The organism is Arthrobacter sp. ISL-95 (genome assembly GCF_018613695.1).
GTDB lineage: Bacteria > Actinomycetota > Actinomycetes > Actinomycetales > Micrococcaceae > Arthrobacter.
In genome coordinates this window covers 770,212-791,788 of the sequence record NZ_JAGGPR010000005.1, presented here as the reverse complement: position 1 = coordinate 791,788, position 21,577 = coordinate 770,212, and the positions used below count along the sequence as shown (strand labels likewise).

The window sequence follows — 21,577 nt, the reverse complement described above, 5'->3', positions numbered from 1 at the left end:
TGCTAAGAAGCACCGCCGGGTTAACTCACGCGAAAATCAGTTACACAGGCAGAGTCTGTTACCTGTAACAGACTCAGCCCTCCGGGACAGCTTCGCTGTGGCCCGCATCGCGTAGAGCCGCGCGAAGCTTTACGGCAGTGGCATCCATGATGGCGGGATCCGGGTTGTGGTCCACATTGTGAAGTTCAAAATCCGCTGTGGAATAGGCCGGCCACACATGGACGTGCAGATGGTCCACCTCGAAGCCTTCCATCAACACGCCAACACGCTTGGCGTCGAAGAGAGACTCCTGCACCTTCCCGATGCGCTGGGCCACGTCCATCACCTTGGCCAGCAGCTCAGGGCTGGCATGCGTCCAGGAATCCACCTCTTCACGGGGCACCACCAGGGTGTGGCCCTGGGTGATGGGCGAGATGGTCAGGAACGCCACCACCTCCTCGTCCCTCCAGACAAAGCGGCCCGGGATTTCCCCGTTGATGATCTTGGTGAACAGTGTGCTCATGCGTCTGCCCTTTCGGCTGGTTCCTGAAGTGTTGCGGTGTCCAGTACGAAACGGTACTTCACGTCCCCGGCCACCATGCGGTCGTAAGCTTCGTTCAGTTGCCCGGCTTCCACCATCTCAATGTCGCTCACAACCCCGTGCTCGGCACAGAAGTCCAACATTTCCTGCGTTTCCTCGATGCCGCCGATCAGTGAACCCGCGTAGGCGAGTCGCCTACGGATGAGCAAGCCCGGGCTGACCGGTGGCATGTCATCTGCGGGAAGCCCCAACTGGAAGAGGGCTCCATCCAGGCGAAGGGTCCGGAAGTAGGGGTTGAGATCATGCGGTGCTGCCACGGTGTCGATGATGACGTCGATGCTCCGATTGGCGGCCTCCATGGCTTCGGCATCCTTGGACAGGACCACGTGGTCCGCGCCCAGTTCCCGGGCGGCCTCGAACTTTGATTCGGACGTAGTGAAGACGGTGACCTCGGCACCCATGGCCTTGGCGATCTTGACGGCCATATGCCCCAAGCCGCCCAAGCCCACAACACCCACGGAGTCGCCTTCTTCCACCTCGAAATAACGCAGCGGAGAGTACGTGGTGATTCCGGCACACAACAGCGGAGCCGCCGCCGCCGGATCCAGTGCGTCCGGGACCCGCAGCACGAAGCGTCTGTCAACCACTACCGACGTCGAATAGCCACCCTGCGTGATCTCATCGCCATGCCGCGGATCAGCAGCACCGTAGGTGCCTACGTTGCCCCGCTCGCAATATTGCTCCAGTCCTTCAAGGCAGCTCTCGCACTCGCGGCAGGAGTCCACCATGCAACCAACGCCTACGCGGTCGCCCGGAGCGAAGTCCTGCACAGCGGATCCAACGCGGGTAACCTTGCCTACGATTTCATGGCCGGGCACCAGCGGGTACGGCGGGACCCGCCATTCACCGCGCGTTGCGTGCACGTCCGAGTGGCACAAACCGCAGAATTCAATGGCGATTTCGACGTCGTCCGCTGTTGGTTTTCGTCGGGCAACCGTCAGCGGCACCAAACCGCTGTCCGGGGAGGTGGCGCCATATGCTGCAGCCAGCGTTCCGGGCCGGTCCTCACTGGTGTCCATGGTGACAGGCTTGGCGAAGGGCGGGGGCACAGGGCGTCCGGGAGTCATGCTCCGACGCTACTCCCGGCAGCGGTGCTTGTGCCACTTGGGCCAGCGGGTTGGACGTCGAACGCCGCGCTGCCCGCAGCAACCTCATTCGCAGCGTTGTTGGACCATTGCGAGAACGAGCCCGGATATAGCGCAGCCCGGTATCCGGCAATCTCCAGTGCAGCGATCTCATGGGAAGCCGTCACTCCGGACCCGCAATAAACAGCCACCTTGGACGACTGCTCCAGGCCCAGCTCCTCAAAGCGCCGGCGCAGCTCCTCCACAGGAAGGAACGTGCCATCAGCGGTGATGTTTCCCGTGGTTGGCGCGCTCACTGCCCCCGGTATGTGCCCTGCCCTGGGATCGATAGGTTCCACCTCACCGCGGTACCGTTCCCCGGCCCGGGCATCCAGCAACACACCGTCGTGGTGCCACTGCCCCGCCTCCTGCTCCGTGATGGCCGGCATGTGACCCTCACCCAGGGTGACATTCCCGACGGCGGGACTCACCTCCCCGGTCTCTACCGGGTATCCGGCCGCACGCCAGGCTGCCAGGCCGCCGTCGAGCAGGTACACAGAGTCAAACCCGGCGTTCCGCAGCATCCACCAAGCGCGTGCCGCCGCCATGTTCCCGCTGTTGTCGTACGCCACCACGGTGTCGTACTCGTTGATCCCCCATTGCCGTGCGGATCCCTGAAAGCGCTCACGGATTGGCAAGGGATGGCGCCCCAGCCCCGGCTGTGCGTGGTCAGCCAGCTCCGTGGGGAGATCCACGAACACCGCGCCCGGAAGATGGGCGCTCTGATATTCACCGCGCCCATCGGTGCGGCCCAGGACCCAGCGGACGTCGAGGATTACGGTACGCTCCCCTTTTTCGAGTCGCTAGTACAGCGCTGAGGCACTCATCAACGTAGCCATCATGTCTCCTTCGTTCCTGCGGCATGGGCTCCGTTGCTGTCGGTGCCTCAATTCCAGCCTAGGCTTATCCGGTGAGCAATTCGTGTATTCAGGACAGGGCATGGGCCAACGAGGCCATCCGTAAGATCGAGGCCGAGAACAATCGCTCCGCCGACACCCACCTCTATGCGGTCCCACTCCCGGACCACTGGGGAGTCCAGCTGTACCTCAAAGACGAATCGACCCACAGATCGGGCAGCCTCAAGCACCGTTTGGCCCGGTCTTTGTTCCTTTACGGCCTGGTTAACGGCTGGATCACCGAGGGCACCACCATCGTGGAAGCCTCAAGCGGAAGCACCGCTGTATCCGAGGCCTACTTTGCCCGGCTGATCGGATTGCCGTTCATCGCAGTCATGACCAAGACCACCAGTCCAGAGAAGATCGCCCTGATCGAAGAGTTTGGCGGTGCATGCCTGCTGGTTGACCACGCGTCGGAGGTCTACGCCGTTGCCGAGGAGACCGCAAAGACCTCGGGTGGCTACTACATGGATCAGTTCACCTACGCCGAGCGAGCAACGGATTGGCGCGGCAACAACAACATTGCAGAATCGATTTTCGAACAGCTCTCTCTGGAAGAGCACCCCATTCCGGAGTGGATTGTGGTGGGCGCAGGCACCGGCGGTACCAGCGCCACCATTGGCCGCTACCTGCGGTATAACCGGCACAACACCCGCTTAGCCGTTGTAGACCCCGAAAACTCGGCCTTCTACCCGGCGTGGCGGGACGGAAACGCGGCCGCCGCCACGGGCCAGCCCTCCAGGATCGAGGGGATCGGCCGGCCGCGGTCTGAGCCGAGCTTCGTTCCGGCAGTCATCGACCACATGATCCAAGTGCCCGACGCCGCTTCGGTGGCTGCCATGCGGCACCTGCGGAAACTCACCGGCCTGCACGCAGGGCCATCAACAGGGACAAATCTTTGGGGCGTCTGGCAGCTGGTGGCCGCTATGGTTGCGGAGGGGCGCCGGGGCAGCATCGTTTCACTCATGTGCGACGCCGGCGACCGTTACGCGGGCAGCTACAACGACGCCGCATGGCTGGCTGCGAAGGGGCTGGACCCGGCACCGCACGAGGCCGTCCTGGAACGGTTCCACGACACAGGACTGTGGACCGGCTAGACCTCTACTGAGTCGCGGGGTGCAAGACGCTCATAACGGGTCCCATAGCGGGCACCGATACGGGTCACATGGCCCTCAACGATGCCTCGTCCCAGTTCGTTGAGCAATGCGTCGTGGACCGGGAATGCCTTGGGAGCACGGACGGAGATGACGAAGTCAACCACCTCCCCCACCTTGGACCATGGAGCATGGATGGGAACCAGGAGGGTTTGGACGTCGATCCCATCGGGGACCACAAACGAATCCCCGGGGTGGAAGACATTGTCATCCACCAGGTAACCGATGTTGGCTACCACCGGGATCTGTGCATGGATGAGGGCATGTTGTCCCCCGAATGTTTCTATGTTGAACCCTGAGGTTTCAAAGCCGGAGCCGGGCTCCACGGTATGCACGCGATCGGCCACATCTCCGTTTTCCGTCAGCGCAGCAGCCACCCCGGCCGGCGCGTAAACCTCCAGCGCGTTGTTGCTCCGCAGGGCTGCCGTCACTGCGGTGTGATCGATGTGGTCATTGTGCTCGTGCGTGACAAGTACAGCGTGGGCTCCACTCAACGCTTCCTCAGACTCAGAGAACGTCCCGGGATCGATCACCAGGACCTTTCCCTCTTTCTCCAACCGGACACAGGCGTGGGTGTACTTGGTGAGCTTCATGGAGACAGCCTATGGGCGCCCACTGACAGTTTCCAAGCCTCCCCTACTGGTAAAATTGGGGTTTGCCAGCATCCCCAGGGAAGTGAGTCTTTCAATGCCACAGGGCACCAATTCCGCCGCGACCGGCAATGAAACGCCGGTCACCAGCGGTGTCAAGGAGCAGCGTGTCACCAAGCAACGCTTGGCCGTCAGCGCCGCCCTGGACGAATTGGATGACTTCGTCAGCACTCAAGAGCTCTACCGGCTGCTGCAGAATAAGGGAATCTCCGTCTCGCTTGCCACGGCCTACCGGATCCTGCAGTCCTTGGCCGACGACGGCCTCATTGATGTCCTTCGAAACGGCGACGGCGAGGCGGTCTACAGGCGCTGCGCGGTCACCGGACATCACCACCACCTGCTGTGCCGCAATTGCGGCAAGGCCGAAGAAGTGGAAGCGCCCGCCGTCGAGACCTGGGCTGCCCGGACTGCTGCTGAACATGGTTTCACCGAGGTGGCGCACACCGTGGAAATCTTTGGGCTATGCCCGGAGTGCACCGCTAATAAAGCCGCCGGGAAACTCTAGAGGGCTCTTGCGGGTTGGTCGCGTGATACACGACCATTCAAGCCCTTGTTGGCGCGGACACGTCCGGTCACCCGGCACACCACGTAGATCAGGAAGGATAGCGTGGTGACATAAGGGCTGATGGGAATCCGGCTGCCGAGAGCCAGGAGGATTCCCCCCACTGTGGCCGTCATGGCGAAGACAACGCTCAACAGCACCACCAGCCGGGGTGAGGTGGTAACCCTCAGCGCGGCAGCCGCAGGCGTGATCAGCAACGCCAGGACCAGCAACGCACCAACAATCTGGATGGACAAGGCCACACTGACACCCAGCAGCACCATAAACCCGATGGCCAGGCTACGAACCGGAACACCCCGGGCCTCTGCCATCTCAGGGTCCACGCTGGCGAAGCTCAGTGGACGCCAGATTGCCACCAACGCGATCATCACCACCACCGCCGTGCCGGCTAGCACCTGAAGTTGCACCGTGTCAACGGAAACGATCTGGCCGGTCAGCAAACCGAATTTGTTTGCCGCGCGGCCTTCATAGAGCGCCAGGAACAGGATGCCCAAGCCCAGCCCGAAGGGCATGATCACACCAATGATGGAGTTCTTGTCCCGCGCCCTGACTCCCATAAACCCCAACAGCACGGCCGCAGCCACGGATCCGATGAGGGAACCGAAGATGATGTCGGCGCCGATCAGCAGGGCAAAGGCCGCACCGGCGAAGGACAGCTCGGAGATGCCGTGGACCGCGAAAGCGAGGTCCCGCTTCATCACGAACGTGCCAACAAGCCCGCCCAGGAGCCCAAGTACAGCACCCGCCCAGATGGAATTCTGGACCAGGACCAACAACTCACCGTAGTTCTCGAAGTTAAAAATGGTCTGCAGCATGCTCTCGAGGTCCAATTTAGAAGTCCTCCCCGGTGGTTGCGTGGGCTTCGTCATGGAAGTGGGTGGTTGCATCGGGAAGACCCACCACCACGATCCTTCCATTGGCGTGAATGACTTCCACGTGGCTGTCGTACAGCTCGGAGAGCACTTCTGTGGTCATGACTTCGTGCGGGGTGCCCACACGAAACTTTCCGCCGGCCAAGTAGAGCACACGGTCCACGTAGTCGATCACAGGGTTGATTTCGTGGGTCACGAAGACAACAGCACTGTTCCGTTCGTGGCATTGCTTGTTGATGAGCGAACTGACCCCCTGCTGATGATGCAGGTCCAGGGAAAGCAGCGGCTCATCGCACAGGAGAACCTGAGGCTCGGTGGCCAACGCCTGCGCCACCCTGAGGCGCTGTTGCTCCCCCCCGGATAACTGTCCTACCGGTACCTTGGCGTAGTCTGATGCACCCACCTGCTCCAGCAGCTGGTCAATGCGCTGGTTGATCTTGCCGGAAGCAAACCGCATACCCCAGCGGTGCCCATCGATTCCCAACCCCACCAAGTCGCGGGCACGCAGCGGGGTGTCCGGAGCAAACGACTTTTGCTGAGGGATGTACCCGATGTTTTTGCTCCCGCGTTCCACCGGGTGCCCGCCCAAGGTCACGGTTCCGCAGTGCAGTTCCTGCAAGCCGAGCAGAACTTTCAGGAAGCTCGTCTTGCCGCTGCCGTTGGGGCCGAGCACGGCAAAGAACTCGCCCGGGTTGATGTCCAGGTCCAGATCCCGCCAGAGTGTCCTCTTGCCGAACTGCAGGCTGGCTCCGCGGAGGCTCACTACCGGTGTCAAAAGTTGTCCTCGATCCATGCGCTCCCTGGAACGCAGTTGTTGTGCCGCTGGTACTGGCCACCGGGCAGGTGGCAACCAAAAGGCCCCGCAGCCATCCTGAATATCTTAGGACGCCGGCGGGGCCCTTTACCCCACATCGGGTGTTGGGAACCCTAGTTCTTCAGTGCGGAAGAAACTGATTCGACGTTGTCCGTCATCCACTGGATGTAATCTTTCCCATCCGGCAGCGTCTCGGTGAAGTTCACTACAGGCACGCCGGCCGATTCTGCGGCGCGCTTGACGGACTCGGTCTGCGGCCCCTCGGTCTGCTCGTTGTACGCCAGCAACCGGACGGATTTGGCGCTGACGAGGTCAGTGGTTTCCTTCAGCACGGAAGCCGGGACATCGGTCTCTTCTTCTATGGCGGCGCTGTATGCCTCAGGTGTCTTGTTGTCCAGTCCGGCTGCTTCGAGGAGGTACAGGGGCACGGGCTCAGTCACGGCCACCGGAGCATGATCGTTTTCCGCCTTGAGGGCAGCGAGCTTTCCCTTGAGTTCGGCGAGTTTGGCCTTGAAGGCGTCCGCGTTGGCGGTGAAGGTGGATGCGGAGTCCGCGTCCAGGTTGCCGAGCTTGCTTGCTACAGCATCGGCGAGCTTACCCATGGTGTCCAGGTTGTACCAGACGTGCTCGTTGAAGTCGCCGTGGTTGTGGCTGTGGCCTTCTTCGCTGTGGGCTTCCTCTTCAGGAGCAAGGCCTGAGATTTCGACGGCGCTGACCATGTTCTCGTGGCCCACCTTCGTCTCGTCAGCAATCTTGTGGAGGAACTCGTCATAGCCTCCGCCGTTCTCCACCACGAGCTTGGCCTTGGAGATCATCAGTTTGTCCTGTGCGCTTGCCTCATAGGAGTGCGGGTCCTGACTTGTCTTGGTGATGATGGAGCTCACCTTGACCTTGTCCCCGCCGATGGCCTTCACCACATCCCCGTAAACGTTCGTAGAAGTTACAACGTCAATGACGCCTGCTGACGACGGATCAGTGGCCCCGGCAGTACCGGCACAGGAGGTAAGCAGCAGTGCGGAAAGAGCTGCTGAAGCGGCCACGGACAGGCGGGTGGCGGAACGACGCACGAAGACCTCGGATCTACTCAAAATGAGAATCAAACACAATAACTAGCAGATTCCAGTGTAGCCACAAATAGGAATCATTCCTATCTAGAAAGGTCTGGCGTCACCCTAAGCGGGCAACGCCAGACTCCCCTACCGCGTTCTACTGCACCTGCTGGCCGCCGAAGCGACGGATACCGGTTGCCTGGGTAGCGTCGCGGATCTCACCCACCAACTGCTCAATGACATCCTCCAGGAACAAGACGCCCTGGGTTTCCCCTCCCGCACCCACAACACGGGCAAGGTGCGAACCGGTGCGCTGCATGACGGACATGGCCTGCTCGATTTCATCATCGGGGGCAAGGTTGGCCAACGACCGGATCCGGCCCTCGGCAATCGGATGTTTCCTGCCCTCGTCCGGAATGGACAGGATGTCCTTCACGTGCAGGTATCCGGCGAGTTCGCCGTCGTCGTCAATCATCGGGAACCGTGAGAAGCCGGTGCGGCTGACCGCCTTCTCCAGATCCACGGGAGTAGATGCAGTCTTCAGCACCACCAGTTTGTCCAAGGGGACCATGATGTGCGAAGCCGTGTGCTCCGAGAATTCCAGAGCGCCGCTCAGCAGACCCGTTTCATCGTCCACCAACCCGTGGCGTGTGGACTCCTGGACGATCGACTGCACTTCCTCAAGCGTGAATGAAGAGGACACCTCATCCTTGGGCTCAATCTTCATTAGCCGCAGGATGTGGTTGGCCAGCCAGTTCAATGACCAAATCACCGGGTTCACCACCCGGGCGATGAACATCAGCGGCGGCGCCAACAACAGGGCCGCCTTGTCCGCAACGGAAACCGAGATGTTCTTGGGCACCATTTCGCCGAAGGTGACGTGCAGGAACGTGACGAACAGCAGCGCGATGGCAAAGGCGATGATGTCTGCCAGTTCAACCGGAACGCCAACCAGCTCAAGGGGCTCAGCCAACAGGTGATGGATCGCAGGCTCCGCAACCTGGAGGATCAGGAGGGAGCAAACGGTGATACCCAACTGCGCACAGGCGAGCATCAGCGAGACATTCTCCATGGCACGCAGCGTTGTTTGTGCGCGTTTGGACCCGGCTTCGGCCAACGGCTCAATCTGGCTGCGACGCGCGGACATGACCGCGAATTCGGCACCCACAAAGAAGGCGTTGCCAATCAGGAGCACCACAAGCCAGACGATTCCTACCCAGTCACTCATAGGGCACCTGCTTCATGACGCGAATCTTCGGCATCCTCGGCAGCCGACGCGTCCGTCTCCACGTGATGGAAACAGATCCTGTCAATCCTTCGGCCATCCATCCTGGTCACAGTAAGCGTGCCACCAACGGTTTCGACGACGTCACCCGTCCTGGCAATGCGACCCAGCTGGCTCATGACGTACCCGCCCACGGTCTCGTAGGCAGATTCGTCGGGAACAGTGAGGTTGGGGATTTGCTCGGATACCTCGTCCGGCCTCAGCAAGCCCGGGAAGTACCAGTCGCCGGATGCGCTCTGCAGCACTCCCGGCCGGACTTTGTCATGCTCGTCAGCGACTTCCCCGACGATTTCCTCCACAAGGTCCTCGAGGGTGGTGATGCCCGCGGTTCCGCCGTACTCATCCAGTACGACCGCGAGCTGAAGGTTTCCTTCCCGCAGTTCAGACAGGAGAGCGTCCAAGTGAATCGTCTCCGGAACCTGCAGGACGTCGGTCATGATCGCACCGGCCTCAAGCTTGGCCCGACGCTCCGCGGGCACAGCCACCGCCTTCTTAATGTGGACGACGCCGCGGATGTCGTCAGTGGAATCACCTATGACAGGGAATCTGGAGTACCCGGTTCGCCGCGCGGCGTCCAGAACATCGGAGACCGGTTGGTCGGCGTCGATGGTTTCCATGCGAATACGCGGTGTCATGACATCCGCCGCCGTGCGCCCGGAGAAGTTCAGTGTGCGGGCAACAAAGTTGGCAGTGCCTGCATCCAACGTTCCCAACTCCGCGGAGCGCCGCACCAAGGATGCGAGTTCCGCAGGGGTCCTTGCCCCCGAGATCTCTTCCTTGGCTTCAAGCCCGAACAGGTTCAGCACCTTGTTCGAGAAACCATTCAGCACCACGATTGCCGGCTTGAAAACTGCCGTGAACATCAGCTGGGGGCGTGCGAGACGCTTACCTAACGGGAACGCGAGGGCAATGGCCATGTTCTTGGGAACCAACTCGCCCAAAAGCATCGACAGGAGCGTGGCGAAAGCCATGGCAACAATCAACGCCACCGAATGAGCTACTTCAGGAGCCAGGCCCAGCAGACCGAGGGGTCCCACCAAAAGCTGACCAACAGAGGGTTCCATCACGAAACCCGTCAATAGAGTGGTGAGGGTAATGCCCAGTTGGCAACTTGAAAGCTGCGTCGAGAGGGACTTGAGGCACTTCAGCAGTGGCGCGGCAGCGTGGTCGCCGTTATCTACCGCACGCTGAACGCTGGCTTGGTCCAAAGCAACAAGGGAAAACTCAACTGCTACAAAGAAGCCGGTGCCAAGAATCAAAGCAAAGCCGGCAAGAAGAAGAATCCATTCCACTTAGCGCATCACTCCAAGAGTGGGCGCGAGCAGTGGTGATAACGCCTTCGACGCGGGGATTCGCCCCGGCGGAGGCTGGTCGGGTCCTGCGGACGCACGGTCCGCGGCACCACCGGCTGTGAGCGCCGGCGCGTGATGGGCATGTGAACGGGTGTTGCCGGCTCGACGGGCACGCTGTGCGGGGTTACCAGTTTGGCTCCCCCGACAGTTCCCAGGCCGGCACCTAGATTTACTGTCCATAAGAATCCCAGTCTACAGTCCGCCGGCCCGGGACGCCTCGCTGGGCTCACGTACGCTTCCAAGAAGAAGGACATGCCCATTAAGTCAGCCGCAACATGATTTAGGTCACCACTATTGGCAGTTAACCAACGATGCTAACTAGACTGACATGGGTCTGAGTTCGCGGGACCCGGACCCTGGCCCGTCATTGTGGAGAGCATCTGTGGCCAGCGGGAAAACAACACTCATGGAAGAGGCGTATTTCAAGTGCCAGAGCAGCCCAGCCACCGTCTACCAGAGGAATTTGGCGGAAACGAGTGGCTCGTTGACGAACTGTACGAGCGGTACCAACAGGACAAGAATTCGGTCGACGCCAAGTGGTGGCCGCTGTTCGAGTCCTTTGCTTCCGGTGACGGCACTTCTTCCAACGGATCCTCCGCAGCCGCTTCGGCTGTCAATCCACCTACACAAGTACTTCCCGTAGTAGCTCCGGCCGCAGCGGCACCGGCACCGACGCCGGCCGCTCCCGCAGCTGCCCCCGAGTCTGCACCGGTGGCACCCGCCCCGGCGAAGAAGGCACCCGCCACGGTTGCCAGGGACGGAGCAAAGAAGCCCGTCGCCGGCGCCACGGCCCAGCCCATCCCGGCACAGCTGCCAAAGAGCACCAAAGCTCCCACAGCACCTGAGGAAGACGTCGTTTCGGTCCTCCGCGGCCCGGCCAAGGCAATTGCCACCAACATGGTGACCAGCCTGGAAGTGCCCACCGCCACGAGCGTCCGGGCAGTTCCTGCCAAGCTGCTCATTGACAACCGCGTGGTTATCAACTCCAACCTTGCCCGCGCCCGCGGTGGCAAGGTTTCCTTCACGCACCTCATCGGTTACGCCGTTGTCCGTGCGCTCTCCCAGTTCCCCTCGATGAACGTCTACTACGACGAAATCGACGGCAAGCCGAGCGCCGTCCAGCCGGCTCACGTCAACTTCGGCATCGCCATTGATATGCCCAAGCCCGATGGCACCCGCCTCCTGATGGTTCCGAACATCAAGAAGGCCGAAACCATGGACTTCGCCGAGTTCTGGCACACCTACGAGGACCTCATCAAGCGCGCCCGCAACGGCAAGCTCACAGCTGACGACCACGCAGGCACCACGGTTTCCCTCACCAACCCCGGTGGAATCGGCACGGTTCACTCAGTACCGCGCCTTTCCAAGGGCCAGGCTGCCATCATCGGCGTCGGCGCCCTTGATTACCCGGCCGAGTTCCAGGGTGCCAGCGAGAAGATCATCGCCCAGAACGCCATCAGCAAGATCCTGACACTGACGTCCACCTATGACCACCGTGTCATTCAGGGTGCAGGCAGCGGCGAGTTCCTGAAGCTTGTCCACCAGCTCCTCCTCGGCGCGCAGAACTTCTACGATGAAATCTTCGAAGCCCTGCGCATCCCGTACGAGCCCGTACGTTGGAGCCCGGACCTCCAAGTTGATCCTGCAGACGAGATCAACAAGGTTGCCCGTATCCAGCAGCTGATCCACTCCTACCGCGTGCGCGGCCACCTTATGGCTGACACCGATCCCTTGGAGTACGTGCAGCGCAAGCACCCGGATCTTGACGTCCTCACCTACGGACTGACCCTCTGGGACCTGGACCGCGAGTGGCCCACCGGCGGTTTCGGCGGCAAGCCGCAGCTCAAATTCCGCGACATCCTCGGCGTTCTGCGCGACGCTTACTGCCGCACCACGGGCATCGAATACATGCACATCCAGGAGCCCGCAGAACGCAAGTGGTTCCAAGACCAGCTGGAGCACCCGTATTCCAAGCCGAGCCGCGAAGAGCAGCTGCGCATTGTCTCCAAGCTCAACGCCGCTGAGGCTTTCGAGACGTTCCTGCAGACCAAGTTTGTCGGTCAGAAGCGCTTCTCCCTCGAAGGTGGCGAGTCGCTGATTCCGCTGCTCGACGCCGTCATCTCGGACGCAGCCGACGACGGACTGGACGAAGTTGCCATTGGCATGGCCCACCGTGGCCGCCTCAACGTGCTGACCAACATCGCCGGCAAGACCTACGCTCAGGTTTTCCGCGAATTTGAAGGCACGCAGGACCCGCGCTCTGTCCAGGGTTCCGGTGACGTCAAGTACCACCTCGGCACCGAAGGCACCTTCACCTCGGACAACGGCAAGCAGACCAAGGTCTACCTGGCTGCCAACCCGTCCCACCTCGAAGCCGTGGACTCCGTCCTCGAAGGCATCGTCCGGGCCAAGCAGGACCGCTTGGATCAGGGCGAGTCCTTCCCCGTCCTGCCCATCATGGTCCACGGTGACGCCGCTTTCGCCGGCCAGGGTGTTGTGGCCGAAACCCTCAACCTCTCGCAGCTGCGCGGCTACCGCACCGGCGGTACCATCCACGTGATCGTCAACAACCAGGTTGGCTTCACCACTGCGCCGTCGTCCTCGCGTTCGTCCACGTATTCCACGGACGTTGCCAAGATGATCCAGGCACCGGTGTTCCACGTGAACGGTGACGACCCCGAGGCCGTGGTGCGCGTTGCGCAGCTTGCCTACGAATTCCGTCAGCGTTTCCACAAGGACGTTGTCATCGACATGGTCTGCTACCGCCGACGTGGCCACAACGAGGGCGATGACCCCTCGATGACCCAGCCACTCATGTACAACCTGATCGAAGCCAAGCGCTCCGTCCGCAAGCTGTACACGGAGTCGCTCATCGGTCGTGGCGACATCACCGAGGAAGAAGCAGAGCAGCTGCTCCGCGACTACCAGGAGCGCCTTGAGCGCGTCTTCGCCGAGACGCATGCTGCGCAGACGTCGCCCATCCCGATCATCACTGCGGACTCCGCGGCTGTCTCGGACATCGAGCGTCCCATTGCACAGCAGGCTGACTTCGGCACGAATTCGCCGGCCTCGACGGCGATCTCCACCGAGACCTTGGCACGCATCGGCAAGGCTCACTTGGAAATTCCTGAGGGCTTCACCGTTCACTCCAAGCTCAAACAGCTCCTGGAGAAGCGTGAGCAGATGTCCCGTGAAGGCGGCATCGACTGGGGCTTCGGCGAGATCGCTGCTTTCGGCTCACTGATCATGGAAGGCGTACCCGTACGCCTGGCGGGCCAGGACTCGCGCCGCGGCACGTTCGTCCAGCGTCACGCCGTGTTCCACGACCGCGCCAACGGCAACGAGTGGCTGCCTCTGGGTAACCTCTCGGACGACCAAGCCAAGCTGTGGATCTACGACTCGCTATTGTCCGAATACGCTGCCATGGGCTTTGAATACGGCTACTCGGTGGAGCGTCCGGATGCATTGGTCCTTTGGGAAGCCCAGTTCGGCGACTTCGTCAACGGCGCCCAGACCATCATTGACGAGTTCATTTCCTCGGCTGAACAGAAGTGGGGCCAGCGCTCCTCGCTGGTGCTCATGCTTCCGCACGGCTACGAAGGCCAGGGGCCGGACCACTCGTCGGCACGTATTGAGCGCTTCCTTCAAATGTGCGCCGAGGACAACATGATCGTGGCCAACCCCACGACTGCTGCCTCGCACTTCCACCTGTTGCGCCGCCAGGCCTACAGCCGCCCGCGGAAGCCGTTGATCATCTTCACGCCCAAGCAGTTGCTCCGCCTCAAGGGTGCCGCTTCGGCTGTTGAGGACTTCACCACCGGAGGCTTTAAGCCGGTTATTAGTGATCCGGAAGTTCAGCCGGCCAATGTGGACCGGGTCATCCTGGTTTCCGGTCGCTTGTATTACGACCTCCTGTCTAACCGTCAGAAGTCCGGCGATACCTCCACCGCAATCATCCGCGTAGAGCAGCTTTACCCGCTGCCTAAGACTGAGATTGACGCCGAGCTCGCCAAGTACCCGAACGCTGACATCGTTTGGGCACAGGACGAGCCCGCCAACCAGGGTCCTTGGCCGTTCATGGGCCTGAACCTGGCGCCGGAGCTTGACCGCAAGCTTCGCCTCGTGTCGCGTCCGGCTTCGGCATCCACCGCTGCCGGATCCATGAAGCGCCACGCCGCTGAACAGGACGCCCTGATCAAGCAGGCGTTCGAACGCAAGTAAACGAAACTGCCCGGCCTGAGGAGCGATGTGCGCGCCTTAGGCCGGGCAGTTCTGTTTAATGGGACAGGTACCCGGTTCCCAAACCGGCTGATCATCCGGCAAACCGTGCAAGGACCGTAACGAGTGTGAAGAGGTAACCGTGGAAGACAGGAAGCTGCGCATCGCAGCTGTAGGAGATGAACTGCTCGCGGGCCTGGGGGATCCCCGCGCCTTGGGTTGGCTCGGAAGAGTGCTGGCCCGCACACCCCAGGACTCCGTTGTGGTGGAAAGTTTCCCACTCCCCTGCCCCATGGAAGGTACCGAGGGCCTTGCCGCGCGCTGGCAGGATGAAGCCGGCAGGCGCTTCAGTGATCAGCACGAGAATCGACTTGTGATCGGCCTTTCAGGACGCGATCTCGAATTTGGACTGTCCACGGCCCGCAGCCGCCTGAATCTTGCCAATATCCTTGACGGCGCCTCGCACAGCAGTGTGGAGGTTTTTGTGGTGGGTCCCCCGCCCACCTTGGATCCCGCCCGTAACAAACGGCTCGCCGAACTGAACACCGCCTTTGCCGACGTCACCACCAGGCGGAACCATCATTACGTTGACACGTTCTCTCCCTTGCTCAATCATGAGCAGTGGAGGACGGACCTCGCAGCCAATGGGGGAACACCGGGCCAGGCCGGCTACGGATTGATTGCGTGGCTCGTCCTGCACCGTGGCTGGTTCCAGTGGCTTAATATCGCTCAACCGGAGTAGCCATGACGCGGAACATGCAGGTTTCTGTCAGAGCAGCATTTACAGCGGTCACCGCAGCGGCTCTTGCAGCCACAGTCTCCTGCAGTTCCGGCCCGCCGGTTCCTTCCGCGTCGTCGTCCGTGGCGGCGTCGACAACGCAACCCTCTGCGACGCCATCAACCGTTTCATCGCCGGCCCCGGCTGTGCTGCAGCCATTCGACGCTGCGACATTGCGTGCGGAATTCGAACGGACGGCCAAGGAACTCCTGGTGCCAGGTGCCATGGTGGTGTTGCAGACCCCCGGGGGGTCGCTTACTGCCTCATATGGCACGGGATCCCGGGGTGCCGACCGCGCGGTATCTGCTGAGGACCATATCCGGGTAGGTTCGGTCACCAAGACTTGGACCACCACTGTGGTCCTGCAACTGGTGCAGGAGGGCAAGCTCGCACTGGGTGACCCCGTGTCCAAGTTTCGCCCCGACGTTCCGAACGGGAGCGCAATCACCATCGAACAGATGCTGACCATGCGAAGTGGCCTGTTCAATTACACAGAGACCCTCGAGCTCAATACGGCTATGGACCAGGATCCGCAAAGAATCTGGCAGCCGGAGGAACTCCTTGCCCTGGCCTTCGCCCATCCGCCCTATTTCGCCCCGGGTCAAGGTTTTCATTACTCCAACACCAACACGGTTCTGCTGGGCCTGATTGCTGAAAAACTTGAGGGAAAGGCCCTTGCAGCCCTTTTCAAGGAGCGGATTTTTGAACCGCTTGGTTTGAAGGGGACGGTCTTTCCCGAGGTTTCTTCCAATGCAATTCCGGAGCCCCATCCTCAGGGATATTTCTATGGGGACAACGTTCTGACCATGACCAATCCGGCCCTTCCCGAGGACATGCAGAAGGAAGCAACGGCGGGAACCCTTGCGCCCCACGACGTCACTAAAGTCAATCCGTCGTGGGCTTGGGCCGCTGGCTCAGGGATCTCCACCGCTTCCGATCTCAAGATCCTAGGCGAAGCTTTGGCTGATGGACGGCTCCTGAAGCCCGAACTCCAGCAGAAGCGGCTTGAAAGCCTCATGCCCACCAACCCGGACAATCCCGGCGGTGCATCGTATGGTCTGGGAATTGCAAAGTTCGGCATGATGTACGGGCACACCGGCGAGTTGCCGGGCTTCAACACCTTCATGGGAAACGATCCCGTCAACTCCGTCACGTTGGTGGTATGGACCAACCTGGCGCCCGCCGCTGACGGCCGTGATCCTGCGACCACCATAGCGCGCACGCTGATTGGTAAGTTGTACCCTCCTTCTCCATGATTTTGCGGGGAGCATTGCCTCCCCGGTATTTGCGATATATCGTGTCTTACATCAACGCGATATATCGCCACCTGGAGGGATCATGTCTGAGGAACTATGGACCGTGACGGGCCCGCAAACCATAGATGTAGAGAATGTCCGCTCACTTAAGCTGGGCATAGTCAAAGGCCGTTTTGACGTCGTGACGCACCACGAGCCATTCGTCCGCATTGAGATCAGCGAGGTTACAGGGGACCCCCTGACCGTAACCCTGGTAGACGGAAGGCTGGAAGTACGCCACCAACTCCAGGGACCGCAGGGTTGGTTCCGCAACCTTATGGGCACCGTCAACAACACGAGCACCAACTCGGTGATCGTCAGCGTTGCGTTGCCATCCGGCGTCGACGTTGAGGCCGGTACCGTCAGTGGTGACGGCATGGTCTCGGGCATCAGCGGCCGCACCCGGCTGAACACGGTCTCCGGTTCAGTCCTCGCGGACGGAACCAGCGGTGAATTGCACGTCAATACAGTCAGCGGCGAGGTCATCGCCAGAAACCACGACGGCGTCCTGACCGCCAAAAGCGTCTCAGGTGAAGTTACCGCCTCCGGAAAGTTCAAGAATGTCCGCGCGAGCACTGTGAGCGGTGACCTCAGCTTTGATCTCCAGGACTACACCAACGATCTCGGAGCAAACTCCGTCTCCGGAGACCTCACCATCCGGCTGCCGCACGACGTCGGCCTGGACATCGTGGCGAAATCAGCCAGCGGAACCGTGGTGATCGATGATCAGATGTACGCTCAGCCAGGCAGTAACGTGCACACTATTGTGGGGCCCGATGAGCGATTGATGGTGGTGAGGACCAACACCATATCCGGCAAGACCTACATCATGCATGGATCTGCGCCAGCACCGGAGAACGGCCGCCCTGCCCCAGGGGAAACGAGCCTCTGATGCCTCCGGTCTTCGCGCACGGGGCCCTGCGCCTTTACCTGCTTGCCCTGCTCGAAACAGGTCCGAAGCACGGCTACGAGCTGATCAAGGCTTTGGGCGACCGATTCGGCGGTACCTACTCCCCCAGCGCCGGCACCATCTACCCGCGCTTGGGTAAGTTGGAGGAGGAAGGCCTCGTGGTCACGGAGACCGAAGGGCGCCGCACCAAGTACCTCATTACGGAAGCCGGCCGCGCCGAGCTGGACAGCCGCCGGCAGGAGCTGGCTGACGTCGAAGACACCATATCCGCTTCCGTCAGGCGGCTGGCCGACAACCTTCGGGAGGACATCCGCACCAATATGCGCGGCCTTCGGGCAGATCTCGCGGCCACTGCCGAAGCTGCCCGCACCAGCGCTTCTTCGACTTCCTTCAGGAGCGGGACGGCGGGTTACACTCCCGATAGCCAGCGCATCCTCAAAGAGGCGGAGTTACTGGTCCAGAGTTTCCGGGACGACATCCGTGTCGAGTTACGCCAACATGGTTCCTCCCAGCCATTGACACCGCTCGCGCTTGAAACCGTCCGCACGGTGTTGGACCAAGCCCGAATATCGATCAGGAATTCGCTGCGGAATTGACCAGCCAAGCGGATTCCGGGCACCACAGCACCGGCCGGTTCGCGGCGCGGCACCCGAATGTGCGAAACTGGAGGGCAGCTTTATTGAGTATCAATCCTTGAAGGAGGCCAGCTATGAGCAAGCGTGCACGTAAGCGTCGTGACCGTAAGCGCGGCGGCGCGAACCACGGCAAGCGTCCCAACACCTAAGCCACCGGCTTAGCGTTACAGGCTTAAAAGCGAAGGCCCCGGAAACCATGCGGTTTCCGGGGCCTTCGAAGTTAAGTTGAACCCAAAAACAGGCTCTTCCACGTCCGGCAGGGATCAGGCGTCTACTGGCTTGATGGCGTGGATCTTGTCGAGTATGGAGTTCTTCAGGTTCTCCGGGGCGGATTCGGTGCATGAGCGCTTGACCATTGTGCGAATGAGGCACTCAAGGTCATACTGCTCGGCACACTCCTCGCAGGTGTCCAGGTGCTGCTTGATCTCAGTGAGATCCTCGCGGGTCAATGCACCGTCGAGGTACTCGTAGATCCGCTGCATTCGCGTATCGTCGCAATCGCCCAATCCCTGGCAGTCGCTCATTTCTCTTTCTCCTGATTTTTGCTTCCGGCCGCGGCCTGATCATCGGTTTGGGCCCTGAAGCCCCGTTCGGCGGCATAGTCCGCCAGCATGTCCCGCAGCATCTTCCTGCCACGGTGCAAGCGTGACATCACCGTGCCGATCGGGGTGTTCATAATTTCTGAAATTTGCTTGTACGCATACCCTTCAACGTCCGCGAAATAGACCGCCAGGCGGAATTCCTCAGGGATCGACTGCAGGGCGTTCTTCACATCGGAGTCCGGAAGGTGGTCCAGAGCCTCAGTCTCTGCGGACCGCAAGCCGGCAGAGGTATGCGACTCCGCCTTGGCCAGCTGCCAGTCCTCGATCGTGTCCGAGTTGGACTGCAGCGGCTCCCGCTGCCGCTTCCGATAAAGGTTGATGTAGGTATTGGTGAGGATTCGGTACAGCCAGGCTTTGAGGTTGGTTCCCGGCTTGTATTGGTGGAAAGCCGAAAACGCCTTGGTGTAGGCCTCTTGGACCAGATCTTCAGCATCGGATGGGTTGCGCGCCATCCGCATGGCGGCCGAATACAGCTGGTCCACGTATTGCATGGCGTCACGCTCGAAGCGCGCCCTCCGCTGTTCGGAAGTCTCCGAAACAGGATCGACGTCGTTTGCCGCCGTCGCGTCGTCATCCGCGCCGGCTGCCTGGTACATGGCCGCTGCGGCCGGTTCAGTGGTGCTCATCGTTGCCAAGTCTACTGTCAGCTGCCGGGATTTCGGCTGCATTCCATATCCAGGCTCCGGAAGCACCACCCGGTCCTTAACCAAAGTCAAAAAACCAACTCCGTTCAACAGACGGCACACACCATGCCGCGGTCCGGTCTCCACCGCACCTGTGGTTCACAACGGTTGCTGTCGGGTAAATATTCCGCAAAAGTGCAAGACTAGAGCAGACTGCACCCCTTGAACACAACACTCATCGAACCAATGTGGCAAGCCATCAGGAGGCAAGACATGTCTGTTATCCGTTTTCTCGCACGTCCCATGCTCGCGTCCAGCTTCGTCGTCGCAGGCCTGGACAAGCTCAGGAACGCTGAGGACACCGCGAAGCAACTTTCGCCCGTCCTTCGCCGTGCCTCCGAGTCACTGCCTTTCAAAGCTGATGAAAAGACACTTGCGCGCGTGATCGGCGGCGCACAGCTGGGAGCTGGGGCCCTCCTCGGACTCGGCAAGCTCTCCCGCTTCGCCGCTACAGTTCTCACCGTGACGTCGGTTTTGAACTCCTACGTCGAGTGGCGTTCTGCAGATATCAGCACCACGGAAGGCCGCAGCGCCCGCAAGGCCAGGTTGCTGAAAAACATTTCCCTCACTGGCGGTGTCCTGTTGGCGTCCGTTGATACCGCTGGTCGTCCGAGCATTGCTTGGCGGGCAGAGCATCTGGCTGCCGACGCCAAAAAGGTGACGGGCAAGCAAATCAAGCGTGCAGATAAAGCAGTTCGCAAGGCCGTTGACAACGCAGTTGGAGCATAAGGAAGCATGACCGGTACCACCGCCGCAAACACTGAATCAGACAAAACCGCCGCCACCTTGCCGTTGTGGCCGGCCCCTTATGCCCAGGGGCCGGTGGATGCAACAGTGACGGTCCCCGGTTCAAAGTCACTCACCAATCGGTTCCTGGTGTTGGCGGCCTTGGCGGATGGTCCCTCACGCTTGCGGGCTCCGCTTCACTCCCGCGACTCTGCCCTGATGATCCAAGCCCTCCGACAGTTGGGCGCCACGGTCACCGAGGTACCCGGCGATGGCCACTTCGGGCCTGACTTGGAAATTTCTCCACTGGATCCGGCCGCATCCGGTGCTGAGACCGCAGTCGACTGCGGGTTGGCGGGCACCGTGATGCGGTTCGTTCCACCATTGGCTGCACTGCGTAACGGCGTTACAGTCTTCGACGGCGATCCCCACGCCCGTAACCGGCCCATGGACACCATCATCGAAGCACTGATCGCCCTCGGCATCCCGGTAGCAGCGGATGGCGGCAGGACGCCGTCGTCCCTTCCCTTCTCTGTAGAAGGTACCGGCGAGGTCCGGGGCGGGCACCTGGTGATTGATGCCAGCGCTTCATCGCAGTTCGTTTCCGCGCTGCTGCTGGTAGGTGCCCGGTTTGTTGAGGGCCTGCATCTGGAGCACGTGGGCAAGCCCGTTCCCAGCTTGGACCACATCACCATGACCGTGGAAGTCCTTCGCAGCGTTGGCGTCGTTGTTGATGATTCTGTGCCCAACCACTGGCGGGTCTTCCCCGGTCCCATTCGGGCTTTTGACCAGCGGATCGAACAAGATCTTTCCAACGCAGGACCCTTCCTTGCCGCTGCTCTAGCCACAGGCGGCACCGTCCGCATTCCCAATTGGCCTGCCGGCACCACGCAGGTGGGCGACCAGTGGCGGACCATCCTGGCGGCCATGGGAGCCGAGGTAACGTTCAAGGACGGAACCCTTACGGTGACCGGCGGGGCCGAAATCAGGGGTGCCGACTTTGACGAAACCAGCGAACTGGCACCCACTGTTGCCGCATTGTGCGCTCTGGCCACCGGGCCGTCGCGACTGACCGGCATAGCCCACCTCCGCGGGCACGAAACGGACCGGCTTGCAGCGCTGGTTGCCGAGATCAATGGCCTTGGTGGCGACGCCGAAGAAACCGCCGATGGCTTGGTGATCCGCCCGGCGGCCCTTCACGGTGGCGTGGTCCACAGTTATGCTGACCACCGCATGGCTACTGCCGGCGCCATCCTTGGGCTCGCCGTCGAGGGGGTCCAGGTTGAAGACATCGCCACGACCTCCAAAACCATGCCGGAGTTCCCTCAAATGTGGGGGGCTATGCTGCAGCGGACCGATGACACTGACGATCTTGATGAGGCCAGCAACTGA

20 protein-coding genes and 1 pseudogene are annotated in these 21,577 nt (G+C 61.1%); 10 read left to right on the top strand and 11 right to left on the bottom strand.

Annotated features, from left to right (window positions below):
• Positions 1–73 precede the first annotated feature (73 nt).
• From J7I86_RS09860 to J7I86_RS09850, 3 genes and pseudogenes are all read right to left on the bottom strand, one after another.
• Complete coding sequence (locus J7I86_RS09860; RefSeq protein ID WP_214819273.1) at positions 74–502, bottom strand: HIT family protein; 429 nt, start codon at positions 500–502, stop codon at positions 74–76.
• Complete coding sequence (locus J7I86_RS09855) at positions 499–1,647, bottom strand: NAD(P)-dependent alcohol dehydrogenase (RefSeq protein WP_286179513.1); 1,149 nt, start codon at positions 1,645–1,647, stop codon at positions 499–501. The genes J7I86_RS09860 and J7I86_RS09855 overlap by 4 nt, the downstream gene beginning before the upstream one ends.
• Positions 1,644–2,543, bottom strand: a pseudogene (locus tag J7I86_RS09850) (sulfurtransferase). The gene J7I86_RS09855 and the pseudogene J7I86_RS09850 overlap by 4 nt, the downstream one beginning before the upstream one ends.
• 71 nt (positions 2,544–2,614) lie before the next feature.
• Here J7I86_RS09850 and J7I86_RS09845 point away from each other — a divergent pair.
• On the top strand, positions 2,615–3,697 hold the full coding sequence (locus J7I86_RS09845; protein WP_214819271.1) for a PLP-dependent cysteine synthase family protein: 1,083 nt from the start codon (positions 2,615–2,617) through the stop codon (positions 3,695–3,697).
• Here the strand turns inward: J7I86_RS09845 and J7I86_RS09840 are convergent.
• Positions 3,694–4,347, bottom strand: coding sequence for an MBL fold metallo-hydrolase (locus J7I86_RS09840; RefSeq protein ID WP_214819269.1), 654 nt, complete (start codon positions 4,345–4,347; stop codon positions 3,694–3,696). The genes J7I86_RS09845 and J7I86_RS09840 overlap by 4 nt on opposite strands.
• Before the next feature lie 94 nt (positions 4,348–4,441).
• On the opposite strand from J7I86_RS09840, the gene J7I86_RS09835 reads away from it, so the two are divergent.
• Positions 4,442–4,909, top strand: a complete 468-nt coding sequence (locus J7I86_RS09835) for a Fur family transcriptional regulator (RefSeq protein ID WP_214819267.1) — start codon at positions 4,442–4,444, stop codon at positions 4,907–4,909.
• Here J7I86_RS09835 and J7I86_RS09830 read toward each other — a convergent pair.
• The 5 genes from J7I86_RS09830 to J7I86_RS09810 form a co-directional block, all read right to left on the bottom strand.
• Positions 4,906–5,796: a metal ABC transporter permease gene (locus tag J7I86_RS09830; RefSeq protein WP_214819265.1), complete on the bottom strand. Its 891-nt coding sequence runs from the start codon at positions 5,794–5,796 to the stop codon at positions 4,906–4,908. The genes J7I86_RS09835 and J7I86_RS09830 overlap by 4 nt on opposite strands.
• A gap of 1 nt (position 5,797) precedes the next feature.
• Entirely contained in the window at positions 5,798–6,631 is an 834-nt protein-coding gene (locus J7I86_RS09825; protein WP_214819263.1) for a metal ABC transporter ATP-binding protein, read from the bottom strand.
• 134 nt (positions 6,632–6,765) lie between these two features.
• Positions 6,766–7,752, bottom strand: a complete 987-nt coding sequence (locus J7I86_RS09820) for a metal ABC transporter solute-binding protein, Zn/Mn family (RefSeq protein ID WP_214819261.1) — start codon at positions 7,750–7,752, stop codon at positions 6,766–6,768.
• 106 nt (positions 7,753–7,858) lie between these two features.
• Entirely contained in the window at positions 7,859–8,929 is a 1,071-nt protein-coding gene (locus J7I86_RS09815) for a hemolysin family protein (protein ID WP_214819259.1), read from the bottom strand.
• Positions 8,926–10,278 (bottom strand): hemolysin family protein, encoded by a 1,353-nt coding sequence (locus J7I86_RS09810; protein WP_214819257.1) that lies wholly within the window; start codon positions 10,276–10,278, stop codon positions 8,926–8,928. Before J7I86_RS09810 ends, J7I86_RS09815 begins: the two co-directional genes overlap by 4 nt.
• 486 nt (positions 10,279–10,764) lie before the next feature.
• Between J7I86_RS09810 and J7I86_RS09805 the strand changes: the two genes are divergently transcribed.
• The 6 genes from J7I86_RS09805 (at position 10,765) to J7I86_RS23255 (ending at position 18,323) form a co-directional block, all read left to right on the top strand.
• Entirely contained in the window at positions 10,765–14,559 is a 3,795-nt protein-coding gene (locus tag J7I86_RS09805; RefSeq protein WP_214819255.1) for a multifunctional oxoglutarate decarboxylase/oxoglutarate dehydrogenase thiamine pyrophosphate-binding subunit/dihydrolipoyllysine-residue succinyltransferase subunit, read from the top strand.
• 139 nt (positions 14,560–14,698) lie between these two features.
• Positions 14,699–15,298 (top strand): GDSL-type esterase/lipase family protein, encoded by a 600-nt coding sequence (locus tag J7I86_RS09800; RefSeq protein ID WP_141282482.1) that lies wholly within the window; start codon positions 14,699–14,701, stop codon positions 15,296–15,298.
• A gap of 2 nt (positions 15,299–15,300) precedes the next feature.
• On the top strand, positions 15,301–16,590 hold the full coding sequence (locus J7I86_RS09795) for a serine hydrolase (RefSeq protein ID WP_214819253.1): 1,290 nt from the start codon (positions 15,301–15,303) through the stop codon (positions 16,588–16,590).
• Positions 16,591–16,672: 82 nt separating this feature from the next.
• A complete protein-coding gene (locus J7I86_RS09790) occupies positions 16,673–17,521 on the top strand; it encodes a DUF4097 family beta strand repeat-containing protein (protein ID WP_214819250.1) in 849 nt (282 codons plus the stop codon).
• Positions 17,521–18,135 (top strand): PadR family transcriptional regulator, encoded by a 615-nt coding sequence (locus J7I86_RS09785; protein WP_214819248.1) that lies wholly within the window; start codon positions 17,521–17,523, stop codon positions 18,133–18,135. Before J7I86_RS09790 ends, J7I86_RS09785 begins: the two co-directional genes overlap by 1 nt.
• Before the next feature lie 113 nt (positions 18,136–18,248).
• On the top strand, positions 18,249–18,323 hold the full coding sequence (locus J7I86_RS23255; RefSeq protein ID WP_369299106.1) for a 50S ribosomal protein bL37: 75 nt from the start codon (positions 18,249–18,251) through the stop codon (positions 18,321–18,323).
• A gap of 114 nt (positions 18,324–18,437) precedes the next feature.
• Here J7I86_RS23255 and rsrA read toward each other — a convergent pair whose 3' ends face one another.
• Positions 18,438–18,698, bottom strand: coding sequence for a mycothiol system anti-sigma-R factor (gene rsrA, locus J7I86_RS09780; protein ID WP_214819246.1), 261 nt, complete (start codon positions 18,696–18,698; stop codon positions 18,438–18,440).
• Positions 18,695–19,492: a sigma-70 family RNA polymerase sigma factor gene (locus tag J7I86_RS09775; RefSeq protein WP_214819244.1), complete on the bottom strand. Its 798-nt coding sequence runs from the start codon at positions 19,490–19,492 to the stop codon at positions 18,695–18,697. Before J7I86_RS09775 ends, rsrA begins: the two co-directional genes overlap by 4 nt.
• Before the next feature lie 180 nt (positions 19,493–19,672).
• On the opposite strand from J7I86_RS09775, the gene J7I86_RS09770 reads away from it, so the two are divergent.
• Both J7I86_RS09770 and aroA read left to right on the top strand, forming a co-directional pair.
• Positions 19,673–20,188: a DoxX family membrane protein gene (locus J7I86_RS09770; RefSeq protein WP_214819242.1), complete on the top strand. Its 516-nt coding sequence runs from the start codon at positions 19,673–19,675 to the stop codon at positions 20,186–20,188.
• 6 nt (positions 20,189–20,194) lie between these two features.
• On the top strand, positions 20,195–21,577 hold the full coding sequence (gene aroA / locus J7I86_RS09765; protein WP_214819240.1) for a 3-phosphoshikimate 1-carboxyvinyltransferase: 1,383 nt from the start codon (positions 20,195–20,197) through the stop codon (positions 21,575–21,577).